At 42.1% G+C, this 23,741-nt stretch carries 22 protein-coding genes; 4 read left to right on the top strand and 18 right to left on the bottom strand.

The features are described 5' to 3' along the window. Positions 1 to 68 precede the first annotated feature (68 nt). Genes IMZ28_RS09845 through IMZ28_RS09865 form a run of 5 tightly spaced genes read right to left on the bottom strand, consistent with a single transcriptional unit; the run spans position 69 to position 6,817 of the window. Entirely contained in the window at positions 69 to 701 is a 633-nt protein-coding gene (locus IMZ28_RS09845; protein WP_197548428.1) for an HAD family hydrolase, read from the bottom strand. Further along, the gene (locus tag IMZ28_RS09850) at positions 698 to 2,311 is read right to left on the bottom strand and encodes an ABC transporter ATP-binding protein (RefSeq protein ID WP_197548429.1); all 1,614 of its coding nucleotides are present in this window, start codon (positions 2,309 to 2,311) and stop codon (positions 698 to 700) included. The genes IMZ28_RS09845 and IMZ28_RS09850 overlap by 4 nt, the downstream gene beginning before the upstream one ends. Next, positions 2,308 to 3,663 carry an ABC transporter permease gene (locus IMZ28_RS09855; RefSeq protein WP_197548430.1) on the bottom strand — a complete coding sequence of 452 codons (1,356 nt, stop codon included), beginning with the start codon at positions 3,661 to 3,663 and terminating at the stop codon, positions 2,308 to 2,310. Before IMZ28_RS09855 ends, IMZ28_RS09850 begins: the two co-directional genes overlap by 4 nt. Then, positions 3,660 to 4,634, bottom strand: coding sequence for an ABC transporter permease (locus tag IMZ28_RS09860; protein WP_197548431.1), 975 nt, complete (start codon positions 4,632 to 4,634; stop codon positions 3,660 to 3,662). Before IMZ28_RS09860 ends, IMZ28_RS09855 begins: the two co-directional genes overlap by 4 nt. Beyond that, positions 4,634 to 6,817: an ABC transporter substrate-binding protein gene (locus IMZ28_RS09865; RefSeq protein ID WP_197548432.1), complete on the bottom strand. Its 2,184-nt coding sequence runs from the start codon at positions 6,815 to 6,817 to the stop codon at positions 4,634 to 4,636. The genes IMZ28_RS09860 and IMZ28_RS09865 overlap by 1 nt, the downstream gene beginning before the upstream one ends. Before the next feature lie 283 nt (positions 6,818 to 7,100). Between IMZ28_RS09865 and IMZ28_RS09870 the strand changes: the two genes are divergently transcribed. The 3 genes from IMZ28_RS09870 to IMZ28_RS09880 all read left to right on the top strand — a co-directional run bounded on the left by IMZ28_RS09870 (position 7,101) and on the right by IMZ28_RS09880 (position 9,717). Next, positions 7,101 to 8,573, top strand: a complete 1,473-nt coding sequence (locus IMZ28_RS09870) for an NAD(P)/FAD-dependent oxidoreductase (protein WP_197548433.1) — start codon at positions 7,101 to 7,103, stop codon at positions 8,571 to 8,573. Positions 8,574 to 8,605: 32 nt separating this feature from the next. Further along, positions 8,606 to 8,779, top strand: a complete 174-nt coding sequence (locus IMZ28_RS09875; protein WP_197548434.1) for a hypothetical protein — start codon at positions 8,606 to 8,608, stop codon at positions 8,777 to 8,779. 116 nt (positions 8,780 to 8,895) lie between these two features. Next, positions 8,896 to 9,717: a peptide deformylase gene (locus IMZ28_RS09880; RefSeq protein WP_197548435.1), complete on the top strand. Its 822-nt coding sequence runs from the start codon at positions 8,896 to 8,898 to the stop codon at positions 9,715 to 9,717. Between the two features lie 195 nt (positions 9,718 to 9,912). On the opposite strand, the gene rpsI is transcribed toward IMZ28_RS09880, so the two are convergent. From rpsI to IMZ28_RS09900, 4 genes are all read right to left on the bottom strand, one after another. Then, a complete protein-coding gene (gene rpsI / locus IMZ28_RS09885; protein ID WP_197548436.1) occupies positions 9,913 to 10,302 on the bottom strand; it encodes a 30S ribosomal protein S9 in 390 nt (129 codons plus the stop codon). Between the two features lie 2 nt (positions 10,303 to 10,304). Continuing rightward, positions 10,305 to 10,724, bottom strand: coding sequence for a 50S ribosomal protein L13 (rplM, locus tag IMZ28_RS09890; RefSeq protein WP_408646986.1), 420 nt, complete (start codon positions 10,722 to 10,724; stop codon positions 10,305 to 10,307). Positions 10,725 to 10,815: 91 nt separating this feature from the next. Next, positions 10,816 to 13,551, bottom strand: coding sequence for a RecB-like helicase (locus tag IMZ28_RS09895; protein WP_197548438.1), 2,736 nt, complete (start codon positions 13,549 to 13,551; stop codon positions 10,816 to 10,818). Continuing rightward, complete coding sequence (locus IMZ28_RS09900; protein ID WP_197548439.1) at positions 13,548 to 15,875, bottom strand: PD-(D/E)XK nuclease family protein; 2,328 nt, start codon at positions 15,873 to 15,875, stop codon at positions 13,548 to 13,550. Before IMZ28_RS09900 ends, IMZ28_RS09895 begins: the two co-directional genes overlap by 4 nt. Before the next feature lie 65 nt (positions 15,876 to 15,940). On the opposite strand from IMZ28_RS09900, the gene IMZ28_RS09905 reads away from it, so the two are divergent. Next, positions 15,941 to 16,384 carry a heme-binding domain-containing protein gene (locus tag IMZ28_RS09905; protein WP_197548440.1) on the top strand — a complete coding sequence of 148 codons (444 nt, stop codon included), beginning with the start codon at positions 15,941 to 15,943 and terminating at the stop codon, positions 16,382 to 16,384. Between the two features lie 61 nt (positions 16,385 to 16,445). Here IMZ28_RS09905 and IMZ28_RS09910 read toward each other — a convergent pair whose 3' ends face one another. The 9 genes from IMZ28_RS09910 to carA all read right to left on the bottom strand — a co-directional run bounded on the left by IMZ28_RS09910 (position 16,446) and on the right by carA (position 23,682). Next, positions 16,446 to 17,003 carry a FixH family protein gene (locus tag IMZ28_RS09910; RefSeq protein WP_197548441.1) on the bottom strand — a complete coding sequence of 186 codons (558 nt, stop codon included), beginning with the start codon at positions 17,001 to 17,003 and terminating at the stop codon, positions 16,446 to 16,448. Further along, on the bottom strand, positions 16,987 to 17,616 hold the full coding sequence (locus IMZ28_RS09915; RefSeq protein ID WP_197548442.1) for a hypothetical protein: 630 nt from the start codon (positions 17,614 to 17,616) through the stop codon (positions 16,987 to 16,989). The genes IMZ28_RS09910 and IMZ28_RS09915 overlap by 17 nt, the downstream gene beginning before the upstream one ends. A 122-nt stretch (positions 17,617 to 17,738) precedes the next feature. Beyond that, the gene (locus IMZ28_RS09920) at positions 17,739 to 17,969 is read right to left on the bottom strand and encodes a DUF4006 family protein (RefSeq protein ID WP_197548443.1); all 231 of its coding nucleotides are present in this window, start codon (positions 17,967 to 17,969) and stop codon (positions 17,739 to 17,741) included. A gap of 10 nt (positions 17,970 to 17,979) precedes the next feature. Continuing rightward, positions 17,980 to 18,867, bottom strand: a complete 888-nt coding sequence (locus IMZ28_RS09925) for a c-type cytochrome (protein WP_197548444.1) — start codon at positions 18,865 to 18,867, stop codon at positions 17,980 to 17,982. After that, a complete protein-coding gene (locus IMZ28_RS09930; RefSeq protein WP_197548445.1) occupies positions 18,864 to 19,082 on the bottom strand; it encodes a cytochrome c oxidase, cbb3-type, CcoQ subunit in 219 nt (72 codons plus the stop codon). The genes IMZ28_RS09925 and IMZ28_RS09930 overlap by 4 nt, the downstream gene beginning before the upstream one ends. Positions 19,083 to 19,097: 15 nt before the next feature. Beyond that, positions 19,098 to 19,763, bottom strand: coding sequence for a cytochrome-c oxidase, cbb3-type subunit II (ccoO, locus tag IMZ28_RS09935; protein WP_197548446.1), 666 nt, complete (start codon positions 19,761 to 19,763; stop codon positions 19,098 to 19,100). 11 nt (positions 19,764 to 19,774) lie between these two features. After that, a complete protein-coding gene (gene ccoN, locus IMZ28_RS09940; RefSeq protein WP_197548447.1) occupies positions 19,775 to 21,241 on the bottom strand; it encodes a cytochrome-c oxidase, cbb3-type subunit I in 1,467 nt (488 codons plus the stop codon). Between the two features lie 226 nt (positions 21,242 to 21,467). Then, the gene (locus IMZ28_RS09945; protein WP_197548448.1) at positions 21,468 to 22,508 is read right to left on the bottom strand and encodes a D-alanine--D-alanine ligase; all 1,041 of its coding nucleotides are present in this window, start codon (positions 22,506 to 22,508) and stop codon (positions 21,468 to 21,470) included. Between the two features lie 55 nt (positions 22,509 to 22,563). Beyond that, positions 22,564 to 23,682: a glutamine-hydrolyzing carbamoyl-phosphate synthase small subunit gene (gene carA, locus IMZ28_RS09950; protein WP_197548449.1), complete on the bottom strand. Its 1,119-nt coding sequence runs from the start codon at positions 23,680 to 23,682 to the stop codon at positions 22,564 to 22,566. Positions 23,683 to 23,741: the final 59 nt, after the last annotated feature.

Below are 23,741 nucleotides of genomic sequence, written 5' to 3' on the forward strand. Positions count from 1 at the left end.
AAATTTATCCCATTGTAATGATGTGACTCTTAAAGTGTGCTTGAAATTACAATTTTTTTAACTTCATGTTATGATACGACAATAAACTTTACAGCTTCAAGCGCATTTGAAGCAAGGCTGGAAGTATATTCCGACAGCTTCTTTTCATCAGCATAACCGCAAGTTACTGCTACACTCTGAATATCTGCCGCCTTTGCCGCACAAATATCCATGGGAGTATCACCTATCAGCCAACATCTATTTCTATCAGCTTTTAACTTTGATATCGCTTTTAAAACCGGTTCCGGATGGGGCTTGGGGTGAGTGACATCCTCTCTTCCTATCAGTACATCAAAATGGTGCATGATTCCCATATACTCAAGCATTTCCCTTGAATATTCCGCAGTCTTTGTCGTTACGATGCCCAAAGTAGCATGTTCCCTTGCCAAAGTAACTGCTTCCAGTGCATTTGGCAGTAAAACCGTTTTTTCACAGGATATCTTTCGATAGTGCTGCTTATATGCAGCTACATGATCCCAAACTCTCTCCTCCGATACACCAAGTGTTCTGAACATTACATCCAACGGGTATCCTATCTCCGCTTTAATGGATGCTTCATCCGGTAACACTTCGCCAAACATAGAGAGTGATACATCAAAGCTCTCCAATATTGCTTCTGTAGAATCGATCAATGTACCGTCAAGGTCAAATAAAATAGTCATAGTTCTCTCTTCATCATAGAATGTGGCAGCTTTGGTACTGCTGCCAACAATCTTTTCGTATAATCATGCCGGGGTGTACCCATTACTTTCTCCACACTGCCCTGTTCAACAATCTTCCCTCTTCTCATGACTGCTACCTCATCAGCGATGGTGGCAATAATGGAGAGGTCGTGTGTAATAAAAAGGTAGGAGACTCCCTCTTCATCCTGTAACCTCTTTAATAATGTAAGTATCTGTGCTCGTACAGAGACATCAAGTGCGGAAGTGGGTTCATCGCAAATAATAAGTTCCGGCTTTACTGCCAAAGCTCTGGCGATTCCTATACGCTGCCGCTGTCCTCCTGAGAACTCATGCGGATAACGGTGCAGGAAGGAGGCGTCCAGTTCCACCTTTTTAAGCAAGGTCTGAATATATCTTTCCTGTGCAGCTTTTCCTTTAGGTCCGACATCAAGGCTTTCCATTCCTTCACGCAGTATCTCCCCGATACTCATACGCGGGTCCAGCGCAGAGAAGGGATCCTGAAAGATCACCTGTATCTTCTGACGGTATGGCTTCAGTCCTGCCATACCCAAAGCCGTAAGGTCTTTCCCTTCAAACAGGATCTTTCCCTCACTGACAGGTACAAGTGAGAGTATTGCCTGCCCTAAAGTACTCTTCCCGCTGCCTGACTCTCCTACCAAAGCAAGTGTCTTGCCTCTTTGGATGGAGAGAGATACACCATCTACTGCCCTGACTCTACCTGCCATTCTCCGAAGAAAACCTTTTTTGATAGGAAAATGCACTTTAAGTCCCTTTACCTGTAACAGTATGTCACTCTGTTTTGAGACTCTGGACGGGCGTTCTCCCTTTGCATCCTTTAAAAGTTTCTGACTATAGGGATCTACCGGTGTTTTAAAAAAGTATTCAGTATGGGCTATCTCAACGATCTTTCCTTTTCGCATGACCGCAATACGGTCTGCCACCTGTGCTACCACAGCCATATCATGGGTAATAAAAAGAATAGATAGCTGACGCTCCTCTTTGATCTTTTTCAGCAATGCCAGCACCTGTGCCTGAATGGTCACATCCAGTGCTGTGGTAGGTTCATCAGCAATAAGCAATTCAGGCTCACATGCAAGTGCCATCGCAATCATCACACGCTGCTTCTGTCCACCGGATAGCTGATGCGGATACCAATAGTAACGCTCTTCAGGTGCAGTCAGTGCTACCTCTTCAAACAGAGAAACCACTTTCTCTTTTGCTTCCTTATTAGAGAGTTTCAGATGTAAACGCAATACCTCTGCTACCTGTTCACCTATGGTCATTACCGGATTGAGTGCCGACATCGGTTCCTGAAAGATCATCGCGATCTTCTTGCCCCGAATCTTCTGCATACCAAACTCAGGCAGTGCGAACAGCGATACACTGTGGAGCTTTACATCTCCTTCTGTAACCTTGACAGCCTGCGGTAAAAGACGCATAACTGCCAGTGAAGTTAGTGATTTACCACTGCCTGATTCTCCAACAAGAGCAAATGTTTCTCCCTTTTCAATGACAAAACTTACACTGTCAAGAAGTGTCTCTTCCCCTGCAACAAGACTAAGGTCTTTTACACATAAAAGTGGACTCATCTCTCATTCCTTGGATCTAATACATATTGTACCCTGTCAGAGAAAAGATTGGCAGCCAGCACCAGAACGAACATAAAACTGAAAGAGGAGAAGAGAGACCACCATACCATCGGTTCCCGTGCCATTTCCAAACGTGCCTGGTTGATCATATTTCCCCAGCTGTACATCGTCGGATCTACTCCTACACCAACATACGAAAGTACCGCTTCCGCCAATACCAGGCCAGAGAAATCCAAGACTATAGAGATAAGGATAATGTGGGTCAGGTTGGGAACAATATGACGATACATAATGCGCCATTTGCTTACACCAAATGCCTTGGCCGCTGTAACATAATCCATCTGGGAAATACGCAAGGTCTCCGCACGCAGCAAACGGCACAATCCTGTCCAGCTTGTCAGACCCAAAATAAAGATAAGAAAAAGAAGACGAAGATCAGAGCGCTCAACTGTGGAAGCAAACCAGTCTGGATGATTGTCCATCATTACCTGCATCATCAAAACCCCTGCTGCAATAAGCAGTACACCGGGAATGGAACTGAGTGTCGTATACAGGTATTGGATAAGATCATCGACCCAACCCCTGAAATACCCTGCACTCACCCCAAGAAAAATCGCCAAAGGCAGTGTCACAAGTGTCGTCAAAATACCAATAAGAACACCGGTCCTGATACTTTTCAAAGATGCATAGAATACATCTCCTCCTACTTTATCTGTTCCCAGCACATGGTAGGAAAAACTCATCACATAAAGCCAGGTGAGCAGAACAATACAGAGAATCAGCATCATATATCCTGTCCGCCAGGGCAACTTGGTTCTGCCCTTCAGTACCTCTGTTACCCGCTGTATCAAACTTTCCTCTTTCGTCCATAACAAATGCAGAAAGACAAGGCTCCCGGCAATCAGCATTCCTGTCACTACCGCAATTAAAGATTTTTGACTGCTCTCTTCTGCAGAGACATACTTCAACGGAAGATTTTGCTGTCTGGTCAAACCATCCTCTCCCACAATAATTGATTTGGTGTACTCATGTGTCGCAAAAGGAGCAGAGTAGGTACGCTCTGAAAAGGCTTTCTGATGTCCAAAGGCCAGATCAAGCAAAGAGATGATCTCTCCTTCGCGAAAGAGCTCCTTTTCTGTTTGCTGTGTCACTTTGAAATGTACCGAATCCAATAGTGCGAAGAGCAGATAAAAACTCAAAACAACAGCTGAAGCCATGGCAATTTTCGAACGGAAGATGGCATACCACTTGCGCCTTGACTCTTCAGATCCTGAAAGCTGATGTCCCCACAGAATGATCACCCCCATCAATATCCATACCAATATATCGGTCCAAAGCAGCATAAGGCTCATAATTTGACCCTCGGATCAAAAAGTGTATAGGAGATGTCTGTCAGTATCAGTCCGACAATATAGAGCACCGAGCCTAAAAAGACCATCGCTTTGACAATGGAAAAGTCCTGCGCATTGATTGCATCGATTGTATAGGAACCAAGCCCTGGAATACCAAAGAAAGATTCCATAATCAAACTTCCCATAAAAAGCGATGGAATGATCACCACCACACCTGTCAAGATAGGCAGCATACCGTTCTTGAGCACATGCAAGAAGAGTACACGGATCTCAGAAAGCCCTTTGGCTCTGGCAGTACGTACATAATCCTGGTTCATCTGCTCCAGGAAGATGGAACGGTACCAGCGCACACCTGACCCCAATCCGGCGAATACCCCGATCATCACCGGCAAAATAATGAACTTGATACCGCTCCATCCGTTCTCATAGCCGGAAATAGGTACCCAATGCCATATCTTGGAGAAGAGTACCTGTCCGGCAATAATATAAAAAAGTCCTGAGATCGACATGATCATTACAGCAACAGCCATCATCGAAATATCGAGTACCGACCCTCTAAAAAGTACCAACAGCAGAGCCAAAGAGATATTGGTAATAAGCGCAATACCAAAAGTTGGCAGTGCGATAGACAGACTTGGTCCCATACGCGCTTTAATATCAGCTCCAATATCCCGATTTGCATCGGAAACACCGAAATCGAAGCTAAAAAGCCTAAGCGACTCTTTGACAAAAAGTGTATCAGTCAGTTTGTCCATACCTGAGGCTTCTGAATTTAAAAAAAGCGGTTTGTCATACCCTTTTTCCTCTTTCCACGCCTGTATCATTTGCGAACTTACCTGCTTGGCACCCAACTGGGCACGTGCCATATCATCAGGAGTATTGACCATAAAAAAAAGCACAAAGGTAATGAGGTTGACACCGATGAGAATAGGTATGGCATAAAAAATGCGCCGCAGGATATAAACCAGCATTATCTCTTCTTCCTTTCGATTACGGAATTTTGACGCTTCCTGTAAGCTTTGTAAAGTAATACAGCCGAAAGCAGAACTCCCAGCAACAATAGAATGATCGGCATACGAACCGGTTGATTCCACTCCTGCTGTTTTTTGACCCTGAGTTGCGCATCTATACGCCTGTACTTGAGTGTATTATTCGCCATAGCATTGGCTGAAACATTGCCAAACCACTCATGCATCAGTGCAAGACTTTTAGGATAAAAACCCCATACCCATGGTGCATCTTCTCTGACTATCTGTAACATTTTTTCTATCTTCTCCAGGCGTTCAGGCGTATTGTTCATCGTCTTTATCTCATCAAAGAGTCTGTCAAACTCCGGGTTTTTGTAGTTGGCACTGTTGATCCCTGTTCCATTAGTATCGATTACGGCATTTTTACCATAGAGCAAAAAAAGAAAATTCTCCGGATCGGGATAATCTGCATTCCAACCCCATGAAAAGAGCTGTACCTTGCCTTTACGTACTTTATCCTGAAAACGGTTGTAGTCTGTTGCACGGATCACCAACTCTATCCCGAGTTTATCAAACTGTTTACGCCGCCAATCCATCAGTGCCCTGTCGTCAGGACCGGTTGCAGTTGTATCGTAGTAAAGCTTCAGACGTTTGCCTGTTTTTTCACTGACTCCTCCAGGATACCCCGCTTCAGCCAGTAGCTTTTTGGCAACCTCCAAACTTTTACGCACACGTTTGCCATCCACCCAGTCGTAGACTACGAAGTTAGTCCCCTCTTTCCCTTCTTTATAACCAAATATTCCCTGTGGAATCGGTCCTTGTGCAGGTACCCCTCTCTCATTCATAAAAATTGAGATGTACTCTTCCTGGTTTTGAGCAATACTGATCGCCTGGCGCAGCTTTTTAGCCTTTTCACCATACCCGCCGACAACAGAGTCTGCCATATTGAACGCCAGATAGAAAATAGAGGGTTGTACCGAGCTTATAAGCCGTATCCCTTTGGCCTTCATCTCATTACTGAGTCCCATATCACCTGATGAGCCTATCTGCACTGCCTGGTCAAAAGCTTCTGTACTAATTCCAGAGGCGTCATAATACCCTTGAAGGAATTTGTTCCACAAAGGAATATTCTCTTTCTCCAATGTATAGACCACTTCATCAATAAAAGGAAGCTTTTTACCACTGTCTGCAAGCAGTTCTTCCCGAACATTGGACATTTCTGCCTCCTCTTTGCTCAGTATCGGGTAGTAATCTTCATGATAGTTCGGGTTTCTTTCAAGACGCATACGCTGATTGGGATTATTCTCTGCCAGATAATAGGGACCTGTACCTACCGGATACCAGTTAAGCGTCAGATTCTTTCTCTTCAGCCCTTCCTGCTGATAAAAAAGATCCGCTTCCCATGGGATAGGTGCAAAAAAAATCATACTCATCCAGTAGAGAAACTGCGGATATTTTCCTTTAACCCATATCTCCAGCGTAGTATCATCAACAACTCTAACCCCTTCTATATGATAGGAGCGAAGATCAAGGATCTCTTTATTGGCACGTTTTCTCTTTGCTACCTGGGTGATTTCCCTGGAAAATGATTCAAGTCCGACAATATAACTTTGCATCGTATCAAGAATAGGTGAGTGATACTGGCGTACTGCCATCCTTTTAATAGCATACTCATAATCCTCTGCTTTCAGCATACGTGTTGTCTTCTTTGGGAAGTCATCAAGGCTTTCAATTTTGGAAAGCGCTTTTTCATTGAGTGCGCCGTAAAGCAGATCTCCTTTATGATCTTTGACAAATGCCGGATGGTTCTGATACCCTATATCTTCTCTAAGATACAAACGGTAAAGCGTATAGGCAACCTCTTTGCTGTTTGCAGGAACTTCCTCTTTTTTTACATCAAGATATAATACTTCAGGCATTGACTTTAATGTCAACGGTTCCAAGGTATAAGGATACCGGAGATAGTTATACTGCAGCGGCGGTTCATATATCTGCCCCAAAAAAGCCCACTCATTTGAATTGTACGAACGTACCGGGTCGAGGTATTTTGGCGGAGAGGTGAAAACAGTAAAAAGTGTATTGCTTTGAACCTGTTTTTCATCATAGGGGTTGTTCCAGACATTTGCACAGGAAAGTGAAGTAGCTAAGGCAAACAGAAATATCATTTTGAACAGGTGCAAAAACAAAAACAGACCCCTTTACCAAATATACTCTGAACTGGTTTTGATTCTAACATAATTTAACTATTGAACAGTAGAAAATAATCATACTATTTTACTCCTATTTTCATCAAAATCCTTGATCACTAAAACCATATTAATATAAAACAAAAGCTGATTTGATCATGAATATAATTTAAAATATAATCAGGAATAATAAAAAAGATTAAATTCTAAGATTTAAATTAGTTTTAAAAAATGTTGCTCTAAAATGAATGTGCAACAATAATTTTTAACAAGAAGGAAGGCTATGGCACGATTAGTAGTAATGGGTGGTGGGGTCTCAGGACACACTGCCGCAACATTTGCAAAAAAGTGGCTGGGTGATGAGCACGAAGTAGTAGTCGTTACACCAAACTCACTATGGAACTGGATACCGTCCAATATCTGGGTAGGAGTTGGACAGATGACAAAAGAGGATGTAGTGTTCCCGCTTGCCCCTGTTTACGAAAAAGCAGGTATTGATTACAGACAGGCAAAAGCAGTCTCTATTCATCCTGAAGGGAAAACTGACAGCAATACTCCATATATTACAATCGAATATACGGGACAAGGCAAAGAGGGGCAGACAGAGGAGATCACTTACGATTATCTGATCAATGCAACCGGGCCGAAACTGAACTTTGATGCAACACCCGGTCTTGGAAATGGTGAAGGCGGAATAGGAGAACATACTGTCTCTGTATGTACTGCTGACCATGCAGTACATGCAAACCTTGAACTGCAGCGTATTTTTGAAAAAGCTAAAAAAGGTGAGAAACAGAAGATTCTCATCGGTACAGGTCACGGCATGTGTACATGCCAGGGTGCTGCTTTTGAATATATCTTCAATGTGGAACATGAAGCAAATAAAGCCGGTATAAGAGATATGCTTGATATTCAGTGGGTATCAAATGAATCATTCCTTGGAGACTTCGGAATAGGTGGTCTTCATATTAAACGCGGAATGTATGCTGCAAGCTCCAAACTCTTTGCAGAGTCACTTTTTGTTGAACGTGGTATCAACTGGACTATCGGAGCACATATAAGCAAAGTAGAGGACAAAAAAGCCCATTACGAACTGCTGGATGGAAGTACCGGCGAAATGGAGTTTGACTTTGCCATGCTTATTCCACCATTTGCAGGTGTTGGGCTTAAGGCATATGACAAAGCTGGTGAGGATATGACGGACAAGATCTTCGCACCGAACGGATTCCTGAAAGTCGATGCGGACTATACTCCAAAACCGTATGAGGAATGGAAAGCAAGTGACTGGCCAAGAACCTACCAGAACCCAACATATAAAAATATCTTTGCCTGTGGTATCGCATTCGCACCTCCACACCTTATCTCCAAGCCAATGAGTTCACCAAACGGTACACCGATCAACCCGACACCACCAAGAACGGGTATGCCTTCCGGTATCATTGGTAAAGCCGTAGCACACTCTATCTGTGACTTGATCAAAGAGGGTGAGAATGCACATCTGCATGAAGCCTCCATGGCAGAGATGGGAGCGGCATGTGTGGCCTCAGCAGGTAAGGGACTGACTGACGGTACCGCAGCAGCACTGACCGTTTATCCAGTTGTACCGGACTTTGAAAAATATCCTGGGATTGGACGTGATCTAGACTACACTTTCGGTGAGATAGGACTTGCAGGTCACTGGATCAAACATATTCTGCACCATATGTTCCTCTATAAAGCAAAACTTAAGCCAGGCTGGACTTTGATCCCTGAATAAAATAATAAGATATAAATAAAAAAGGAGAAGAAATGGGTAGTGTAGACCACTCTATTGAAAAAAATGTTAAAGCATATGAGCCAAGTTTTGAGGTAATGGTTCCGACACCATTTGTCAAATTTATGAGAACTTGTATACTTTGGCAAATTATTCGATTTATCGTGATTAACATCAAAATGATTGTCGTGGTTCAAAAGAGTCACTGACAAGATGTCTACAGGCTTCGGCCTGTATTCCTAATAGATACACACAATATTTGCTGAAATCATTTACTTTTAAATTATTGCAGCAAATATTGTACTTTTATACAAAGGGTACCGCTATGGTAAAAGAACTGATCATTTATCCTGACAACAGGATCCTTGCCTGTGGTGATGTACGTGGTTTTGATGAAAGCGTAGGCAAGCTTTTTGATGATATAAGAGAGACTATGGAACACTATGGGCTGGATGCCCTCAGTGCCATGCAGGTAGCACATCCTTTTAATATGTTTATTGTTAAAAAAGGTGAAAAGTATATTGAGTTTGCCAATCCGCGTATTCTTACAAAAGAGAAGCTTTTTGAAGCAGAGGAGCAGAGCAGCTACTACCCGGATGTCACTGCTGTCATCCCCCGTTATGAAAAAATGAAGATCGTCTATGAAGACCGTCACGGCAATACACACTATATGGATATAGAAGGGGACAAAAACTTTGCTGCAATATTTCAGCAGATGATGGACTTCTCACTTGGAGGTACGATGCTTGATCGTATCGATAAAAACCAACGCCAGAAGATCCTTGATGCATTGGAAGGCAAAGGACTTATGCCCGAAACAGGGGATGTATGTCCTACTTTCTCCAATAAAGACTACTTCATCAGTTTTGCCGACAAGCTTCTCTTCTTTATGGGTCTTTCTCTTTTAACACCGCTTTTCAAGCTTGAGAAAACGACAGTGGAAAATATCTATATGTTCGACAAGATTGCATTCCCTGCTGTGATCCTTCTGATGATCGGCTTCTTCTTCTATGCAGAGTACGAGGCAAAAAAATATAAACAGTGCAGCTCCTGCCAGATAGGAAACAATATAGGAGTGATGATTAAACGCTGTGTAGCAGCAATTGTATTTGCTCTTGGTGCCTACTTCCTTGTTAATCCAAATTAACAAACTGTGTCCAGGGATATCTTTATGCTGTCCTCTTTCATGCACTACTCCGAATAAACCGGTTTTCAGTGCACTATAATACACTCTTCTGCATACTGGTGTCTGTAACAGTTTCCATAATAAGTTTGTGATAATAAAGAATAGATTTTCCCACGCAAAGCGCAGGAAAGAAGAACGATCGGTAAAAGTAACCGACTATCTTTTTGAGAACTGTGGAGAACGTCTCGCTTTTTTCTTACCTGGTTTCTTACGCTCAACTACTCTTGAGTCACGAGTAAGAAGACCCATAGGCTTCAAGATCGCTCTAAATGATGGTTCGTAAGCCACCAATGCTTTAGTGATACCGTGCTTAAGTGCATCTGCCTGAGCAGAGTAACCGCCACCAAGTGTTGTAGCCTTGATATTCATAGACTCAAGCTGTTTTGTTGCTTCAAGAGGAAGTCTAACTTTCATTTTAAGTGTTTCATGTCCACCTAACCACTGATCAAGCGTTTTACCGTTGATAAGCATTTCACCGTTACCTGGAGTGATCCAGACTTTAGCGATCGCAGATTTTCTTTTTCCTGTTGCGTAGATAGTTGCCATCCTTACGCTCCTTTATTGATTTGTGCAGTGTGTGGATGCTCAGAGCCAGCATACACTTTAAGTTTTTTAAGCATTTGTCTACCCAGCGTCGTCTTTGGAAGCATACCTCTTACCGCAAGCTTGTAAAGCTTTTCAGTATGGTTTTCAAGCATATCGCTAAGTTTTTTTGACTTTGTAGAACCAAAATATCCAGAGTGGGTGAAGTACTCTTTGTCATCAAGCTTAACACCGGTAAATTTCGCTTTTTCAGCATTGATGATCACTACGTAGTCACCACAGTCTACATTTGGTGTAAACGATGGTTTATGTTTCCCTCTAAGCAGAGTCGCCACTTCAGTCAGGATACGACCAAAAGTTTTACCTTCTGCATCGATCAGAACCCAGTCTCTTTGTACTTCATGAGGTTTTACGACTTTTGTCATTTTCATGATGATTTTCCTTGTTTGAAATATAGCTTTCACTATTTGTGGACGGATTGTACCCACATAAACTTAAAATTTATTTAAATTCAGTTTACTTTAAGCTTATGAAGGATATTTTCTCTTTTTCAAGGTAAATGATCATTCCTTTCGTTGGTTTCCCTGTCAATGTATAAATCGCCTGCATATAATTCTGTACCTGCTTTCGGTGTTTTTGCATAAACTTCTGTGAACTTTTATAATCAACAACCAGCACATGATCACCATACTCAAGCAGCAAATCTATCTGCTTGAGCTCACCACGGTAACTCAATAACCTCTCCTTGCCGACTTTGGCACTTTTCAGAATCTTCTGAAATGATTCATCTGCTATCAGCGCAGCAACACGTGACTCTATATCAGCAATCTTCTCAGCACTGAGTAGCTGTCCATAACGATTCTGCAACGCCACTATTGCTTGTGTCAAGTGCTTATTGTCAAAATCTCCCATCATCTCCAGTGTGTAATGCAGTGCTGTTCCAAAGAGAATAGCTTCCATATCTTTCTCTTCTTCATCCTCTTCACTCTCTTTGACTTCCTGCGTACCGTAATGAGAGAGTACAATATTCTGAAGATCAGCTTTTTGCACTTCCTTCTGAACACTTAATGCTGAACTCTGAGTGATCACCTCTCCCATTTTTATTGGAGAGATATTGATCTCATCAAACATCGAATCTTTCGATTTACACAGTACGATCAGTCCCTCGACTGCTCTGGTCAGTGCAACATAGAGTACATTCATCCTGTCTTTTGCACTTAACCTTTTTCTCTCTGCCATAATACGGGCATACTTCTTGTCAAAATATTCACGCCCCGATATACGATAAAGAATCTCATCGATGAAAAGTGCATCATTATAGTGAAAGAGAAGTGGTGATTTGTCACTGTTCTCTCTTCTCAGCCGGTCAAGTACGATCACATACTCAAACTCCAATCCCTTGGAACCGTGTACAGTCATAATCTTAGCCCCGTGTACCGAGTTAGATGCTACGGCAATGTTTGAAGTGGCGAACTCTTCCAGAAATGTAGGAATATCAGTAAAGGAAGAAGCAAATTCCAGTAGTTTCAGAATATTCAGGTCATTATCAAAATACCCAAACTCTCTTACCAGCCGGTCCAATACCTGCAGCGGTGACATAAATGCAGAGAACCATGAAACGTCTATACTGTCCAGAGACCTTCCCACACGTAAAAGCATCGCTTCCCCATCAATACGTTCTCCATAAAAAAGGTAAGAGACCATTGCAGTAAGTGCTGCAATCTTGGGCAGGTTCTTCAAAGAGGAAGAGGTCTTTAGCAGGGTATGGATGCCTGCCTTGGCACAGACTTCCTGCAGTGACTGTCCATCCTTGTTGGTACTGACCAGAAAAGCAATCGTATCGACATCTACTCCCAGTGAGATCAGACGTTGTGCCTGTGTCACAGCTTCCTGAAGAAGATCCTCGCTCTCTATCACCTCTACATACCCCTCTTGTGCCCCTTTCCTGCTTTTTTGTGAAACAAACCCGGGCATGGTTCCATTAAACCAGCAGTTGACCTGCTCGACGATATGACGGCTGCTTCGGTAGTTTGTATCCATCTGCTCAATAGTAATCCCGTAACGTTGGGCCACTTTGTCAAACAGCTCTTCTACTCCGCCTCTGAAACGGTACAGTGACTGCTTGGTATCACCCACATAGAAGAAACTTCTCAGTTCACTCTGCCCCGCCCCTGCAAATATCTCATCGATCAGTGGTTTGAGAAGCAGAAACTGTAAAGTAGAGGTATCCTGAAACTCATCCAACAAAATATGTTTGAACTTCGCATCGATCTTGAAGTAGAGGAACTCTTTGGAAATACTCTCATACAACAGCCGATAGGTAAAATAGGTCAGGTCATCAAAACTGAGTACACCGCTTGCTTTGGCATTGCTGATAAGTGCATTCTTGTAATGGTCATAGACTTTAAAGAGTGCGTTTAATACAACCAGCTCTCTGGTCTGTACCCATTGCAACAGCCTCTCTTTAAGTTTCCCGTAAAGATGCTCTATATCAGGAGTAATGACTTTTTTGAACCAGGAATGCTCCCCAAGCATCTCTTTTTCAAAGAGCTTTTTTCCAAAGAGTTCCTTCACAGAGCCAGTCTCAAACTGTTTGACAGCACGCTCTGCCGCACCGTTTTCTTTAAGCAGCCTGACCATATCTTGTCTCAGATACTCCACCTCTTCTTCTATTTTACTGACAGAATGATGTACGGCTTTGGGTTGGGGAAGCAAAGGGTCTACTTTATAGAAACTCTGCATAAGTTCAAAGATTTTGGCAAAACGTTTATCTTCGATATCCATCGCCAATTTTACCAATGAAGAGAGCAGCCCGGCTGCTTCAAGTTCCTGAAGGAAATAATTCCCAAGCTCCTCATGGCTCTGCTCTTTAGTCACAAAATCCGGTTCCAACCCTATCTCCAGCGATGCAGAGCGCAGAATAGAGGCAAAAAAACTATCCAGTGTCACAATATGCGAAGTCGATGCAAGGAACCGTGCCAGTACCTCAGGCTGTTTTTGGAACAGTGCTTCTCTGCTCAGTCCTGTTTCTGACAAGATCGCATTGAGAAAGGCATCATTCTCTCCAAGATGACGTAGCGAGTCCACAACACGCTGACGCATCTCTGCTGCCGCCTTGTTGGTAAAAGTTGCTGCCAGTATAGTGCCGGGGGCTTCATCCATGAAAAGCAAAGAGATGTAGCGTACTGCAAGGGCAAAGGTCTTTCCACTGCCGGCGCTGGCAGAGTAGGCTAAAAATGGTTTGAAGCTCATAGATACTCTCCCCGTCCGCACATCAGAGCAAATTCACAGTATTTGCATCCCTGCAGTGATTCGCATTTCTCTGCTACAAAGCTTTTGGTCTGTTTAAGTGCCACGATATGCTCTTCAAGTAATGCATTCTTTTCTTCCAGTGCCGTGATCGCTTCCATCTCTCCGCCATCCAGAATCCGGAGAAAGGCAAACTGCACATTCTGATAGTGTGGTCGTAACAGATGGTCATAGATACTCATTTGAAAATCACTCAGTTTCTCAAGGTTCTTTGTTCGGTTCGCCTCTTTGATCGATCCACTTTTATAATCCAGTACCAAAGTATGCGTTTCATTCTGGTCAATACGGTCGATACGCCCTTTGAAATGCAAACCGCCGATCTCTCCGGCAAACTCTTTTTCCCTCTGTGTCACGATCCATCCATTTTTAAAATGGACGACCTGCTGCTGTATGAATGCCGTGAGTTTCTTCTGCCAGAACTGTTTCTGATAAGAAGCCTTAGCATCGTTGTCTGGATGCATATGCTCTATAAGTATGCCAAGTACCTTTTCCATCTCCTCCTCACTCTCATAACTGTCATACTCTTCAAATACTTTTTCAAGTACCTTATGCAGAAACAGCCCCTCATTCAACTCCTCTTCCTCTTTAGGCTGTATCTTTTGAATGTACCGGTAGTAATACTTGCGTTTACACTCCAAAAATATCTTAAGTCTTGAAGCTGACCATGTGACAGCAGAAGCATCAAAGTCCGCTACAATCGGATCGGTCTCTTCAACAAACCGGGAAGGCTCAGCATAGAGCAGCTGCAGCGGTACGGTTGCATGCTTTGCCTCTTCAAGCCCCAGTTCATAGATGAATTTGGAGGGCAGTTTATTGTCACTGCTGCTATAAATGATCACTGCCTGTGATGCCTCTTCCAAAAGCCGTTTGTAATACTGCTTTTGAAGTGATTCCCTGTCATTTCGTGTAGGTAGAGAGGCAAATGCTCTGACTTGCGTATTGAGGAAGCGGTCTTTACCTGAACTTGCCGGTACCACCCCCTCATTAAAATCGACAATCACCACCCCCTGAAAACTGACTCCCCTCGTTTCAAGTACACCCATCACCGTCACTTTGCCGCCACGGATATCATCGATCGTGATGCCGGAGAGTGCTTTCATCCACAGAAACAACCATGCTTTGGCAGGAAGTACCTCTTTGGCAAAGAGCACCCTGAAATGATACTCTCTCTCCCGCACCCTTTCATTTTCAGTATCTAAAAGATCAAGTATTTCAAGCTGTGCAAAAAATGCTTCTATTTCCAATGTACGGCTGGGAGAGAGTGTTTTAACCTTCTCCATATTCAGACCATACCGCTCCATGAGTACAACTGTCTCTTTCTCTCCACTTTGCCAATAACGCCAGATCGATTCAAGCAGTTTGTAGATACGTCCGTTACTATAGTCGTATCCCATCGCAAAATTCAGGTTGTTCCATCTGTCAAACAGAGCAAAATGTGTTTTGAATGACTCATCAGGCAGTATCAATGCAATCTTCTCAGGAGAAATACCACTTTGCACCATTTCTTCTATCTTTGCAAATGCCAATGCGATCTGCTCTTGGCGTTCTTCTACTTTTAATACCTCCGCATGAAGGACATCATGCTTTGGTTTGTACTCAAGTACTTTTTTTTGCTGTATATCACATATGACATAGGCATTATTAGGCAACGCTATCCCATACCCGGCAAAGCGTTCCTGCATTTTCCGGTTAAAGCGGCTTGTATGGTAGTGTATCTTGAGGGGTGTCATCTTGGCAACCTCTATCAGAAGTTCCATCTCAAATCGGCTCAGATACCCTTCAAGATGGATGATGATCTCTTCATAGGTACAGATAAAAGCTTCATTAAGTTCATAGTTTCCCGGAATAAAGGCTTTATCTGTCAAACCTTTCCGTACTAAAAGTGCTTTATAGCGTTGCAACAGTGTTTCAAGGATCTCCAGGTGCGTACTGAACTCTGCATAGGAATCTGCTTCTGCCAGCATTAAGAAGTCCACATGCTCGACAGCAAGCTCTTCATAAAACTTGAAAAGATCTTCACTCCTGGAAAAAAAACGGATCAATTCCCTTTCAAAATTCAGTCTCTCAAACGCTTCGAACTGTGCCGCTTCTCTCAATAGAAGTATGCGTTTAAGCGGGTCGATCATCTGTTTCTCTTTCAATAGTATTACACGCTGTTCAAATTCATCCATACGCATCATGGAAGGTAAAAACCGGTCTTCCTCCAAGAGTCTCTGGGTCACTGAACGTATGGCTCTGGATGTAGGATAGATATGTAGTGAATTCATAAAAGAAGTATAGCAGGATATTTACTTTAACTGACTATAATTCCTAACAAAAAAAGGACTTTTACATGTTTAAAACACTACTCTTATGGCTTTTTGGATCCTTCCTTCTTTTGCAGGCAATTCAGATAGACATCCCTGAAGCACCGGAAATACTGAACCCTGATAATGAAATTAAGGCACCGGATAAAATTATGTCAATGTTAAGAACTTCATGCTATGATTGCCATTCCTACAAAACAAAGATGCCGTGGTACGGACACATCTCACCTATTTCCCTGGAAGTAAAAAGTCATATTAAAAACGGAAGAAGTGCTGTGAACTTTCAGGAATGGGGTACCTACAGTGAAGAGAGAAAGCAGAAAATATATAAAGGTATTGTCAAGACTATCAATTATCGCATGCCTATGCCTATGTACCTTACCCTTCACGAGCAAGCCGACTTGACAAAAGAGGAAAGAAACACTATCAAAAAATGGGCACAAAGCCATATAAGAGAAACGTACTATTAAACTCCTGTATCGGCTCTCTACAAAAACCAATACCTTTTCTGAAGATATTGGTTCTTTTAACCTATTCCGGTTTTAGGTATGCCGGAATAGATGAGTAACCAATAGTGTTCTCATCGACTTCTACTTTCAACTGCAATACATAACGTCCAGGTTTACTAATATTGACACCGGAAATCACATAGTATCCATTCTTAAACGGAATATTTTCAATCAAGGTATCCTCTTTTACCGTATGAGGCCTTGTCAAGAGGAATGTTACATTGAGATCGCTGACCACGTTGTTATTTCTATCTGTAACACGGTAGGAAAACCTATTTTTCCCCTCTTTTAAAAGTACAACACTCTCTGATTTGGCCCGTTTGGCATTTTCTAGTTCAATCGTTGTTTTTTGAGCATCGGATAACTTTATGAGATACTGTTGGTCAAAATGTGCTTTTTTCTTCAAAATATCATTGATATTCATATCTGCCTGTTGATATTTCATCATAAATTCATTAGACTCCTGCACAGGAATAGATGAAGCCGATTTTACAGTCCAATAACTCAGTGTAATACCCAATACCAAAAATCCAAGGATCATGTGGGGCCAGTATGTTTTCTCTTTATTTCTCTTTGCCATGCTTCATCCTTACATAAAGTGGTTTGAATATAAACATCCATAAAACAATCAATGTACCTATCAGTACAATTGCCTGTACTACCCAAATACCCTGACGTGTTTCTTTGATCGTGCTTGAGAGCTCAGTTCCTTTTGCATTTGCGATCTGATCTGAGAGTTCAGAGAACCCCTGGACCACGCCGATTGCATGTTTATCCTCGATCTTATTCTTGTCTACTGTTGCGATCACATCAATTGTCGCATCCATCACATCACTTTTCTCATACATTGATGCAACTTCTTCTGATGAAGGGATAATCGCTACCCTTCCTTTTCTTTTTGATTTTTCTGTGATCAATGCATTAGGTGCAAAGATCAACATAACATACGGCTTGCTTACATTTGCTTCATACTTCCTGCTGTATGCAACAAGGTTGAACCTTTCGGGAAAGTGTTCATTTGTTGCTACAATATAACCGTGTACACCTGTTTTTTCAAACAGTTCACTTCCCATCTGTTCAATATATTTTGAAGCAGATTCATTTAAAATGTCATTTTTTAAAATAGATGTTGCGTTAAGAAGTAGTGGAAGAAGCAAAGCAAGCAAGGACAACCTTGCTGCTGCTTTGATCATATGTTATCCTATAAACAGATGGTTTGGTGTTAGCACTGCCCATGCAGTATAGATAGCCGTAACAAGCATACCCAATCCAAGAACTTTATCCATTATTGTAATCATTGTTTATCCTTTATGAATTACTTAGCATCTTTAAATGCAAAATTCGCGTTGTCTTTACTGATCTTCTTCACATTATCCAGACTGCCGGTAATTGGTGTCGGATCGTAAGGATTCTGAGCAGACTTTTGCTGAACGCCAAGTCCCCAAACAGTAAGGAATACAAGGATTGAAAGCAATAATACTGTTGCAATCAACATCCCGGTTACACCATTGAGTCCAAATACGGATCTGTTTGTATTTTCTGCCATTCTCTACTCCTTATTTGCTTAAAGACTGAAGATATTCAGTCAATGCTTTTTCTTGAACCGGCGTGATTGTCGTTTTAAATGAAGGCATTTTACCCAGCATACCTTTTTTACCATGCTCCAAGACATGTGCGACCAGTGTAGCATCATACTCTGCAAGATTTGGCGACATACCACCATTTCCTTTACCATCTGCTCCGTGACAAGATGCACATGCAGCAAATGCTGCAGGCTGTTCACCTTTCATACCCCCGGCAATGTACGCAGCAATCGCTTCAGCATCAGCACCTGAAGCCATACCTGGAGGCATTGCACCCATCGGATAACCAAGTTGGTTTTGCCCATTTTTAATTACATCCAAAATCTGTTCTTTCGTCATTCTTGCAGAAAAATCCTGTGCTTTACCGGAAAGACCGTCACCTGTTGTACCGTGACATGGCGCACACTGTACCAAAAAGATAGATTCACCCATTTGCTGAAGTGTTGCTTTGTCAGCATTTTTATGAACTGCTTCAAATTTTTGATTATACGCTTTTACTTCCTCATTCCATTCACCGATCTGGCTGTAGGCATTTACCGGATAACCCCACTGCCAATACCACAGTGCCCAGATCAATGTTCCAAGAAAAGAGTATGCCCAACCGGAAGGCAGTTCATTTTTATACTCGCCTATACCGTCCCAGTTCTCTTCAGCAAGCTCACCTTCTGCTTTATCTGTCTTCATCTGACTAATATACTTTGCTGACACTCCTGCCGTAAGCGTTGCAATCGCAATCGCACCAATCATTGTCAGTAAGTTGATCGGATCGCTCAAGTCAATGTTCATCTGCTTTACAACGACCAATGTTGCTACAATCAGTATCGCTGCAAATGCCAATGCTTTAATTACTAATGCATTCATTTATTTTGCTCCTTGTTATCACTCGGGAGAGGATCAGAGCTATTGACAGGATCGCTATCGATCTCATCATCAATTGCGATATTTCCCAACTTCTCATAATCCTTCTCTCCTTTCTTTTCACTTCTGTAGAGATATATGATATACCCATACAACATCACGACAAGAAAAATGGTCATAAAGAATGTGCCGTAGGCCTGTAGTTCTCTAATGTCCATTTCTGTCTACCACCATTATTTTAATTTGTTAAGATACGCAATAAGTGCTACAATCTCCGGTACTTCACCGTTTGCAACCGCATCCTTAACATCTTTGTTCTTCATATCCGCAGCGATTTTTTTCGCTTCTTCAAGAACTTTCGGCTTATACGCTTCCCAAGCATCCTTGCCTGGTTTGATATCATCACCGTATGGTGTGTTGAATACATTTTTTACAGTAACAGCTTCAGCATAGGCAGTCTCTATATCAGCCTTGTTGGTGAACATATGTTTATATGCTGGCATTATAGAACCCGGTACAACTGACGTTGGCTCCCACATATGGTTCTCATGCCAGTCAGTTGTTCTGTAGTTACCTACACGGTGAAGATCCGGACCGGTTCTTTTTGAACCCCAAAGGAATGGTCTGTCATATGCATACTCCCCAGAGAGTGAATATTGACCATATCTGTCTGTCTCCGCTTTGAACGGACGGATTAGCTGTGAGTGACAAGCGATACACTGATCTTTCATATAAATGTTTTTACCTGCAAGTTCAAGCACAGAGTAAGGCTTGAGCCCTACTACCGGTCTTGAAGCTTCTGCAAAGTTAGGCAGGATCTCGATAATACCTGCAAACGCAATAACTAAAAATACTCCTACAGAAAAGAGGAACGGATTTTTTTCTAACCAATGAAACATAACCTACCTCCTTATGCCATAGGTGATCTAAACTGTGGTTCTTCAGAGAGCTCTCTGGAAGAAGTCATCGTTTTATACATATTGTAAGCGAACATTACAAAACCAATAAGGTACATTACACCGGCAAGTGCTCTGATCGTATAGTATGGGTGAAGTACCGTAACCGTATCGATAAATGAGTACATTAAGTTACCATACTCGTCAACCGCTCTCCACATCATACCCTGTGTGATACCTGCAATCCACATAGATGTGAAGTAAAGGACAACTGCTGTTGTCTGAAGCCAGAACTGTGCCTCCATCATCTTTTTAGAGTAGATCTCTCTTTTGAACATACGCGGAGCCATATGGAAAAGTGCTGCCATGATCATGAATACAACCCAGCCGAGTACACCATCGTGAACGTGTCCTGGGATCCAGTCTGTAAAGTGCGCAATCGCATTAACAGATTTAATTGCCTGAATCGGTCCTTCAAGTGTAGAAAGCATATAGAATGTTGAAGCCAATACCATGAACTTGATCAATGGGTTTTCAGTCAACTGATTCCATTCACCTTTCATTGTAAGAAGCATGTTGATTGCTGAACCCCATGACGGCAAGATCAGTACTACTGAGAAAACAGATCCCATTGTCTGCATCCAGTCAGGAACAGTTGACCAAAGAACATGGTGAGAACCTGCCCAAAGATAAACGAACATCAATCCCCAGAAAGAGAGAAGTGACAACTTATAAGAGTAAACTGCCTGTCCCGACTCTTTAGGGAGGAAGTAATAGATCATTGCAACAATAGGCACAGTAAATCCAAATGCAACAGCATTGTGACCAAACCACCACTGTACCAAAGCATCATTTGTACCGGAATACATAGAAACAGAGTGAAGGATACTACCGACTCCTCCTGCGGCAAAGTATGTCGGTACTGACATGTTGTTGAAGAGGTAAAGCATAGCAATACCGAGGAAACATGCAATATAGTACCACATAGAAATATAAAGTGCCTTCTCCCTTCTGATACCGATCAGTCCGAACATTGCGATACCCCAAAGTACCCAAATAAGAACAATAACGATATCTATCGGCCATTCAAATTGTGCATACTCTTTAGCCTGTGTGATTCCCAAAAGCAGTGTAATTACCGCGATAAGTGCCCCTACAAAATAGAGCCAGAAGTGCAGCTTACCGATAAACATAATAAACTTGGACTCTGCCATAGATACTTTCAGTACTCTCTGTCCAGAATAGTAGAAAGTCGCCCATACACCACTAAGTGTAAACCCGTAAATCACAATATTTGTGTGAAGTGGTCTTAGTCTTGAGAACGTACCATACTCACCGAGTAGGTAGTTCAATTCCGGGAATGCCAATTGTGCCGCGATGAGCGTACCAATCAACATACCTAAAAATCCAAACAAAATTGTTGTATATGTGAACAATTTTGCTACGGAATAGTCGTATTCCAATGCTGCGTTTGATTGCATGCATACCCCCTTGTAAAATTTTATGCTGTATCATAATTACAACATTCAGCATTAATTATAGGTTAACTTTTCACATATAAAGCTTAAAATAAAAGGTTGAAAAAAGGATTTGTTAAATAAATTTTAACAAAGAGAGTAAAAATGTAGCAAAGCATTGAATCAAGGGCATTTGCGAAGGTTCAATTAGGAGAAAATGTCTCCTAAATAAGTGTTAAAATAACCTCTTTTATGCTTTACCTTTTGCTCTTTGTATCGTATGTATATATTGGTACTCTATAGGTATATTTTTTTCTTTTGGCAAATGCCTGGAAAGTCTTCCGAGCATCCCTTCGAAGTCTTCAAAAAGATAGTTTGCCATCGATCCCGGAATAGGATTTATCTCATTAAGCAATACTTCACCTTCCACAATAAAAAAGTCACACCGGATAATACTCCCTCTAAAAAGCGGATCATAGATCTTTTTGAAAACATCTTGTATCTTCTCTTTAAGATCACCGGCTATTTCAGCCGCTAGAACTTGAGAATCACGGGAAAAATCCATATATTTCTTTTCAAAATCAAGAAACTCCTCTTTATGGGGTTCTTCTATGATGGAAAGTTCCCATGTATCTGTAAGACAGCCTGCCTGGTTGTACTCTTTGACCCCCTCGATAAACGGCTCAATAATCACATCGGTATCGAACTCGAACGCTACATCAAGTGCATAATCAAGTTCAGATGCATCCTTGACAATACTGACACCGATACTTGAACCTAGACGCACCGGTTTTATAATGACCGGATAGTCCATAGTGATCTTTCGTTCATCATTTTTGGAGAGATATTCATACTTCACAGTCTTAACGCCTAAACTTTGAGCAAGAAACTTTGTATAGAGTTTATTGTATGAGAGTGCTGATGCTTCCAATCGCGGAGAGATGAACGGTACATCAAAAAATGTCATCAGTGCAGCAATCTTCCCATCCTCTCCGTCACGCCCGTGAATGAGATTGAGTACAACATCGAACTCTACTTTTTTACTGCCAAACATTCCCTCACTAAAGAAGCCACCTTTTTTAAGCGTAAGTTGTTTTCCTTTCCTATATTCACCCGAAGAGAAAAGTTTGGAATTGATCTTCTCCGTATCGACCAGATAGAACGCTCTGTTCGCATCAACAAAGATATAAGTAAGTGTACTCTTTTGCAGTACCTTCTTCATGGTGATCGCAGAGACAATACTGATCTCATGCTCATAGCTGGAACCGCCGAATAGAATGGCTATATTCATTTCATTTCCTTGATCTTCTATCTCTTCTTCTGAACGCTCAACACTGAATACTTCTTTAGAGCATTTCTCTAAATGCTGTAAAGATATAGGCACTCTCATGTGGTCCGGGACTTGCTTCCGGGTGATGCTGTACTGACATAGTTGGAGAATCGTTGTACCTAAGTCCTTCGATCGTATTGTCAAAAAGATTCATGTGTGTCACTTCAGCTACTTCAACAATATTGTCAGGTACGTTATAGTTGTGGTTCTGTGCCGTGATCTCTACCGTTCCGGTAGCAGTGTTTTTTACAGGATGATTTCCTCCATGGTGACCAAACTTGAGTTTGTAGGTATCATATCCATGTGCAATGGAAAGTAATTGATGCCCAAGACAGATGCCAAAGAGCGGTACTTTGGCATCTATAAGTTTTTTTATCTTCTCCTGTTCCTCTTTCAAAATAAGCGGATCTCCAGGACCGTTGGAGAGGAAAACCCCATCAATCTCTTTGCCTTTGAACTTGGAGATAATTTCAGCTGCAGACATGGAATTTGGCACAACAGTCACTTCCATTCCTGCATGGGTAAGTTCATTGAGGATATTACGCTTGATACCAAAGTCCAATGCAATTATCTTTTTACTTGTTACAGGTTTTTCATATTCAAATGTCTGTGCATTGTAACGTGCTTCTGTATGTACATACGGCTCTTTGGTACTAACCTGTTCAATATAGTTGATCTCTTCAATACGTGGAGAGTTTTCAAGTACCTTTTTGAGTTCCGATTCATCATGGATCTGGGTAGATGCAACCATCATCATAGAACCCTCGTTACGAAGCATTTTGGTCAAAAAACGGGTATCAATCTCGGTAATACCAAGTACATTCTCTTTCTCAAGCAGCTCTGCCAGTGTCTCTTCAGAACGGAAGTTGGAGGGACGAGCCTGATAAGAGCGCACAATGATCCCTTTACAGTGGGCCCCCTTGCTCTCCATATCCTGTTCATTGCACCCTACGTTACCGATCTCAGGCATTGTAAAAGTCACGAACTGCCCTGCATAGGAAGGATCGGTTACGATCTCCTGATATCCGGTCAAAGAGGTGTTAAAAACGATCTCACCGACCGCAGTACCCTCTGCACCAAAACTCTTCGCTTCAAGAAACAACCCGTTTTCAAAATACAAACTTACTTTTTTCATTATGCACTCCATTCTCTCGTCATTCCCGATCTGATCGGGAATCTAAAAAAGCTTTTCGT

Source organism: Sulfurovum indicum (assembly GCF_014931715.1).
Classification (GTDB): domain Bacteria; phylum Campylobacterota; class Campylobacteria; order Campylobacterales; family Sulfurovaceae; genus Sulfurovum; species Sulfurovum indicum.

Bases quoted from the DNA above. Each gene is read 5' to 3' on its own strand.
- IMZ28_RS09845 (WP_197548428.1), bottom strand. From the start codon at position 701: ATGACTATTTTATTTGACCTTGACGGTACATTGATCGATTCTACAGAA.
- rpsI (WP_197548436.1), bottom strand. From the start codon at position 10,302: ATGGCAACTATCTACGCAACAGGAAAAAGAAAATCTGCGATCGCTAAA.
- IMZ28_RS09925 (WP_197548444.1), bottom strand. From the start codon at position 18,867: ATGAATGCATTAGTAATTAAAGCATTGGCATTTGCAGCGATACTGATT.
- carA (WP_197548449.1), bottom strand. From the start codon at position 23,682: ATGAAAAAAGTAAGTTTGTATTTTGAAAACGGGTTGTTTCTTGAAGCG.
- IMZ28_RS09860 (WP_197548431.1), bottom strand. From the start codon at position 4,634: ATGCTGGTTTATATCCTGCGGCGCATTTTTTATGCCATACCTATTCTC.
- ccoO (WP_197548446.1), bottom strand. From the start codon at position 19,763: ATGTTTCATTGGTTAGAAAAAAATCCGTTCCTCTTTTCTGTAGGAGTA.
- IMZ28_RS09850 (WP_197548429.1), bottom strand. From the start codon at position 2,311: ATGAGTCCACTTTTATGTGTAAAAGACCTTAGTCTTGTTGCAGGGGAA.
- ccoN (WP_197548447.1), bottom strand. From the start codon at position 21,241: ATGCAATCAAACGCAGCATTGGAATACGACTATTCCGTAGCAAAATTG.
- IMZ28_RS09920 (WP_197548443.1), bottom strand. From the start codon at position 17,969: ATGGCAGAAAATACAAACAGATCCGTATTTGGACTCAATGGTGTAACC.
- IMZ28_RS09875 (WP_197548434.1), top strand. From the start codon at position 8,606: ATGGGTAGTGTAGACCACTCTATTGAAAAAAATGTTAAAGCATATGAG.
- IMZ28_RS09855 (WP_197548430.1), bottom strand. From the start codon at position 3,663: ATGAGCCTTATGCTGCTTTGGACCGATATATTGGTATGGATATTGATG.
- IMZ28_RS09900 (WP_197548439.1), bottom strand. From the start codon at position 15,875: ATGAATTCACTACATATCTATCCTACATCCAGAGCCATACGTTCAGTG.
- IMZ28_RS09910 (WP_197548441.1), bottom strand. From the start codon at position 17,003: ATGGCAAAGAGAAATAAAGAGAAAACATACTGGCCCCACATGATCCTT.
- IMZ28_RS09895 (WP_197548438.1), bottom strand. From the start codon at position 13,551: ATGAGCTTCAAACCATTTTTAGCCTACTCTGCCAGCGCCGGCAGTGGA.
- IMZ28_RS09880 (WP_197548435.1), top strand. From the start codon at position 8,896: ATGGTAAAAGAACTGATCATTTATCCTGACAACAGGATCCTTGCCTGT.
- IMZ28_RS09870 (WP_197548433.1), top strand. From the start codon at position 7,101: ATGGCACGATTAGTAGTAATGGGTGGTGGGGTCTCAGGACACACTGCC.
- rplM (WP_408646986.1), bottom strand. From the start codon at position 10,724: ATGACAAAAGTCGTAAAACCTCATGAAGTACAAAGAGACTGGGTTCTG.
- IMZ28_RS09915 (WP_197548442.1), bottom strand. From the start codon at position 17,616: ATGATCAAAGCAGCAGCAAGGTTGTCCTTGCTTGCTTTGCTTCTTCCA.
- IMZ28_RS09930 (WP_197548445.1), bottom strand. From the start codon at position 19,082: ATGGACATTAGAGAACTACAGGCCTACGGCACATTCTTTATGACCATT.
- IMZ28_RS09945 (WP_197548448.1), bottom strand. From the start codon at position 22,508: ATGAATATAGCCATTCTATTCGGCGGTTCCAGCTATGAGCATGAGATC.
- IMZ28_RS09905 (WP_197548440.1), top strand. From the start codon at position 15,941: ATGTTTAAAACACTACTCTTATGGCTTTTTGGATCCTTCCTTCTTTTG.